The organism is Nostoc flagelliforme FACHB-838 (genome assembly GCF_014698065.1).
Lineage (GTDB): Bacteria > Cyanobacteriota > Cyanobacteriia > Cyanobacteriales > Nostocaceae > Nostoc > Nostoc flagelliforme_B.
Map to the genome: position 1 here is coordinate 1 of NZ_JACJSI010000406.1, position 5171 is coordinate 5171.

Here is a 5171-nt window from a genome sequence, read left to right on the forward strand (position 1 = left end):
CAAAGGTTTTACGGCTCACTCCAGTCATTCGCTTAAATTTTTTTGCGGTAAGCTGCTTGGCTCTCCCAAATTTCACTGCTAATCAAATTTCCTAATTGCAAGTTTTCAAACCCTTTATTATACCACAAAACACTTTTGCAAGAGTTCTATTCTACCCAGCAATACCTTTTCCACTCTTGTAGTTCATCGCTCTGGGTTTCCTCTTGCCTATAGGGACTACTTTCGATTGCTTGGGCGCTTGTGGCGGACGGCATGTTTCACAGTAGAGTGGTCGCACACCAAAGGTTTCTCGTTGTGTAGGTTGTTCACACTGCTTACACACAAAGTTGAAAACGCGAGTATGAATTTCCCGCTTGTGCGCTCTAACGGTGTACTCTCGGACTTCAATAGTTTTGCTGGGCATCGGTTCTTTCTTCGGTGTTCTATTTATTACAAGGATAGTTTCTGGGCATCAATATATTCATGCACCATTTGATTAAAACAGTAACAAAAACAAGTAGCAAGTTGGAAGTCGCAAGTAAGATAAAAAACTTCAGTTGTGGAATACAAGCCCACTTCAAAAAAAGAATTATGTCAATACATGTAGTACCAGACATAAAGTGTCCTTGTTTCAAGCCCACGACAACAGTTGTCGGTACACTTGCGATTTGCAACTTGCTACTTGGTCTGACAATCTGATGGTTTTTCGCCGGGGATTAAGCAGAGGCGATGCCGCCGGAAAGTGCGGGTACGCGATCGCACTCCTGAGTTGGATTAAATTAGAGGTACGCTACGCTAAATTTAGACTGAAGTTCTCTCTTGAAGAGAGGATATGTTCAAATTCGCTTCACATTTGAACAAGGCTCAAATCCGCTTTGCGTAAATCAATTGAAAATTACAAATACTTAGTTGAGGAATAATCATGGATATGCAATTTCTACTTACCCTGGCAATAGTAGCTATCTTTTGGGCATTTGTTACTCTCGTCATATTTCAGTTCATTAGCGGACTATTTGCATCGGCTGCTTACGCTAGTAATGTGGTTTCGGTTAGCAATGGAAATATAGCCGCTTCTACAAGCGTAAGCAATTAAATCATCTGGCATTTAATTGCTATACACACTTTTTAAAAGCTGTTGATTACCTCAATCAATACCCAAACTTAATAGACAAGATTGCATTAAACTGTCCAACCTCAATTAACAATCCGCGTACTTTGTCCAAATTCCGATGGGTGCATGTTAATAAAACTAATTTACGAGATAATGTGATCGCTTTTAATAACTAAATCATTGCGGATTCATCCGAATCAAGTCTGTTAAGATACTATCCAAGCTACCGTTAACTTGAATGCGATCGATCTTCTCTGCAATCCGTTCTAATACTTCGAGTTCCTTCAAATGCAATGCAACTGGGTTATCCTCCATCACTTTGGCAGTGTTTAGCATACTACGAGTAGCAGCAGTTTCTTCTCTACGTCTGACTACGTTTGCTTGAGCGGCTTTTTCTGCTTCGACTACCTTACTCAAGATAGTCTTAATCTCACCAGGTAAAATAATATCTTTGACACCTACAGAATCTACTTCAATTCCATAGTCTGCGGCTTTCTGGCGAATATATTCAGAGATACTTTTATCAATTGCACCTTTATCCTCTAATAAAGCATCTAAGTTGCGTTCGCCGACTGCATCACGCAAAGCAAATTGTAATTCTTTGTATAAGAAACCAGAAATATCTGACAACCCGTTTTTTGCCCTTAATGGGTCTTGGATGCGGAAGCCAGCCGTTAAATTTAACCGCAGAGGTACTTTATCTTTAGAGAGTATGTCTTGACCGGATACTTCCATATTTTGGAGTCGGAGGTCGATGGTTTCGGTTTGAAAAGAGCGGCCAAATAACCACCAAGCGTGTGTACCTGGCGATCGCTGTCCTTGAAACTCTTGATTAATATATACTAGTCCAATATGCTGGGCCAGAACTTGGCAAATATGCAAACAGTTGCGACTGAGCAATTTTACTTCTGTTGAACCCTCAACCAACTCAGCCACTAAGCTAGGCTGTAACTGAGCATCAGCGCTGATGTCGAGAATTTCCACCTCAACACCCTGCCAAAATAACTTGCGGCTGGTGGGTGGCAAAATAGAAATCACTTTCCCTCGATATCGCACAATTGCAACTTGCAAAGACAGCAATTGCACTGTTTCACAATAAGCAGCAATAAAGTCGGGATGTTTTTCAATGAGTACATCTTCCAAGGGAAAGTCTGGGTTAGGGATAATCCGGCTGAGAGTCCTAACTGTAACATCTCTATCTACCGACCAAAAAGCATACTCTCCTGATTCTAGAGGCTGCACAAAATTGTTTTGCAGATATAGTAAACCTATCTCATACTCTGAAATTTGGAACTTTTTGAGTCCATTCAACGTAACTGAGCGCAATTGCTGCACAAACGAACTAGGCAATTCTAAGCTTTCTTCTAAGTTGAATATATAAGACTCTACTTCAATAAAACCACGCCAAAAAGCAATCAATTTATTTGGTGCAACGCTTACCCAATTCTGACCATAGCGGACTAACGCAACTTGGTTAAATGCGGTTCTGATAATCAATAAATGTTGTTGCAGTTCCGCTTCGTGATTTCGTAACAACAGTTCTAGGTTTTCAATCTGAACTAGTGGCTGATTAAGGTCATAAATTTTTACTTGCCAATGCCGACCAAAATAAGTATGTGTACCGGGTTGTAAATTTTTTTTAAAGTCACTACGGTGATATAAGATGCCAATTTCGTTAGGTTTGACATAAAATGTTTTCCACATAATAATTTGCATAAATAATTTACGCGGGCGGGTACGCCATCGCAACCAGTCAAGAAGATTTGATCAACACATTTATAACCTTGCTTAAACTCAAATACCACCTGTGATACAAATCACTGTCTTACAGCTTAAATGCTAGGGTTATTGGAGTTTGCAACCTTGGGGAAAAAGGCTAAAGGATTGGTTCTAACTGCTTGTACTACTATAATACTACAAAATATTTTTTAACTCTGCAAGTGCAAGTGTTTACAGTTTAGGTGTGGGCAAAAGCTTCTCCAAAACTGGATTAAGATTGCTGTTCTTTTTCCCAAACTGCTCAATGGCAATCTAGAAAAAAAACCGCGCTCAAATATGCCGTTCAATTTATTAATCTAGAATCCTAAAGGAAAACTAGATGTAGCAAACGAAGGGACATACTCAAGTTAGGGAAAAATGCAGTTGCGCTTACTCCTTGACTGTGGCTACCGAACATCACCCTTATGAGTAATCACCGATAACAAAACACTTACACCACAGAGTTGAGAAAATGACGGACTTGAACCGTTTTGGGATTTCTCCCGTACCATATTGGCTACCTTAGAAGGGTATTGTCTTTTAACCCGGACAGGGTTGGGTGAAAGTATAGGAATCGAACCTACAACACATCGATTAACAGTCGACCGCTCTACCAGTGAGCTAACTTCCTTTGGTGTTTGATACAGGAGTCGAACCTGTGACGCATCGATTATGAGTCGAGCGCTCTACCAACTGAGCTAATCAAACGATGGTATAGTTTAAAGGACTCGGCGGTATACGCTTATGCAAAAGCTTGGCGCACCAGTCAGGCAGATAGAACCTAAACCATAGCTTTGTAACTTTGTTACTATCCCGCTCCAAATTTAGCATAAAGGGATTGGGCATTGGGAGTGCTGAGTTAAAAGTTAGGAATTATCCCCTCTGCTCCCTTATCCCCCTTTCACTGGGAGCGTAATTACAAACTCAGTTCCCTCACCTAAAGTTGAATTTACGGCGAGCGCTCCATGATGTCTTTCTACTACAATCTGATGAGTGATCGCTAATCCTAATCCTGTTCCCTTACCAACACCTTTTGTGGTAAACAAATGCTCAAAAATCTTCTGTTTGACATTATCTCTAATGACTGGGCTTAACCTCTCATGAAGGCGGGATGAAAATCGACTTGCCCCCATTGCGGCAATTCCTCAATCGGCTGCTGGCTTTACGCATCGATATGCAAAACATCATTTTCGAGAGGTTTGAACTACTCTTGAGTCAGCAGATTGAAGCAGCGATCGCCGCAGGAATCTTTGAGGTGGGTGTGGAAACACTTCGAGCAGAACGGTTTATTGTTGAGAGCCAGGAAGCAGTTTATACACACTCGGCAACTGGCAGCGTGACCAACTACTTGAAGGTAGAACGCACTCAAAGAAACAGCATCAGAACCGCTCAAGAGATGCTTGAGTTCGCAACTCAATATCAAGGACTGCTCATGATCAACTCCAAGTCTGGTAATGCTGCTGTGTCAATTTCAACACATAGTATCTACAACGCTGATGGTGGAGTTGTCCCAAGAGTTTTGCTGATTCGTCCACAGAAGGAAACTCGCGTACCAGTCCAAGACTTGGAATCTTCTATTTGGCAGCAAGTTTCTATTGATGCGTTTACTGCTGCTTGGTCTACTGAAGTAAACGAATTACCCAAGTTCACAACCGATTACCTGCATTTAGTAACTGGTATTCTATTGCCTATCTGGAAAATCCTGCCATAGCAAAATAGTCGAGTCTTCCGACTACAAACCAGCGATGGACAAAAGATTCTCGGTCGGGTGGTGAATGCTCACGACATTCAAACCGTGCGCGAACAACTCGGTCTAAAGAACCAGTTGTTAAGCCCAGCAGAACTTGTTTCACTGGTGCTAAACGAAGGGTATTCCCAGCAGTTGCCGGGTGGTGTAACCTTGCGGCGGTCTTACATTGCCGCAGAACCTCGTATAGAACTGGTTAATGCTATCTCACTGGCAGAGCGACTGTTAGCTGTTGGATGTTTCACCGAGATCATCAACTGGCAAAAGCGGGTATTTATTCCGGTTTCAGACAAAGCGTCAGCTATTCTAGCGGCTGTGATTGAAATCTTGGGATAAGTCAAAAGCTGATGTATCTAATAAATACATCAGCTTATTTTTCGCTCAAACAAGAGTGTGAGGTCTCACATTTTGCATAACAGGTAGTGTGCGCTCGTGGCTGTTGCCCTTAGTGTTAGCTATACTATATAGGACTCCTATTTGATTTTTGAAAAAGCTCCGTACATCTGAAGAGTGGCAAAATCAAAGGTAGTGTGTCGAATAAACCATTCAAAATCCATGTCAAATGTGAGAATGTTG

The 5171-nt window shown here is 41.5% G+C and carries 5 protein-coding genes, 2 tRNA genes and 1 pseudogene; 3 read left to right on the forward strand and 5 right to left on the reverse strand.

The features are described 5' to 3' along the window. Window positions 1-151: 151 nt before the first annotated feature. On the reverse strand, window positions 152-403 hold the full coding sequence (locus tag H6G97_RS45000; RefSeq protein ID WP_190946937.1) for a hypothetical protein: 252 nt from the start codon (window positions 401-403) through the stop codon (window positions 152-154). Between the two features lie 498 nt (window positions 404-901). Here H6G97_RS45000 and H6G97_RS45005 point away from each other — a divergent pair, with 498 nt between their 5' ends. Beyond that, the gene (locus H6G97_RS45005; protein ID WP_190946938.1) at window positions 902-1072 is read left to right on the forward strand and encodes a hypothetical protein; all 171 of its coding nucleotides are present in this window, start codon (window positions 902-904) and stop codon (window positions 1070-1072) included. Window positions 1073-1267: 195 nt separating this feature from the next. On the opposite strand, the gene H6G97_RS45010 is transcribed toward H6G97_RS45005, so the two are convergent. The 4 genes and pseudogenes from H6G97_RS45010 to H6G97_RS45025 form a co-directional block, all read right to left on the reverse strand. Next, complete coding sequence (locus H6G97_RS45010; RefSeq protein ID WP_190946939.1) at window positions 1268-2794, reverse strand: slipin family protein; 1527 nt, start codon at window positions 2792-2794, stop codon at window positions 1268-1270. Between the two features lie 610 nt (window positions 2795-3404). After that, window positions 3405-3479: transfer RNA gene (locus H6G97_RS45015), tRNA-Asn, on the reverse strand. 1 nt (window position 3480) lies between these two features. Beyond that, a tRNA-Met gene (locus H6G97_RS45020) sits at window positions 3481-3556 on the reverse strand. A 182-nt stretch (window positions 3557-3738) separates the two neighbouring features. Then, window positions 3739-3924 (reverse strand): annotated as a pseudogene (locus H6G97_RS45025) (ATP-binding protein); the annotation flags it as partial. 35 nt (window positions 3925-3959) lie between these two features. Between H6G97_RS45025 and H6G97_RS54155 the strand changes: the two are divergent. After that, entirely contained in the window at window positions 3960-4559 is a 600-nt protein-coding gene (locus H6G97_RS54155; RefSeq protein WP_242056050.1) for a strawberry notch C-terminal domain-containing protein, read from the forward strand. 57 nt (window positions 4560-4616) lie between these two features. Continuing rightward, window positions 4617-4931: a hypothetical protein gene (locus H6G97_RS54160; protein ID WP_242056051.1), complete on the forward strand. Its 315-nt coding sequence runs from the start codon at window positions 4617-4619 to the stop codon at window positions 4929-4931. The last annotated feature ends 240 nt before the right edge of the window (window positions 4932-5171 follow it).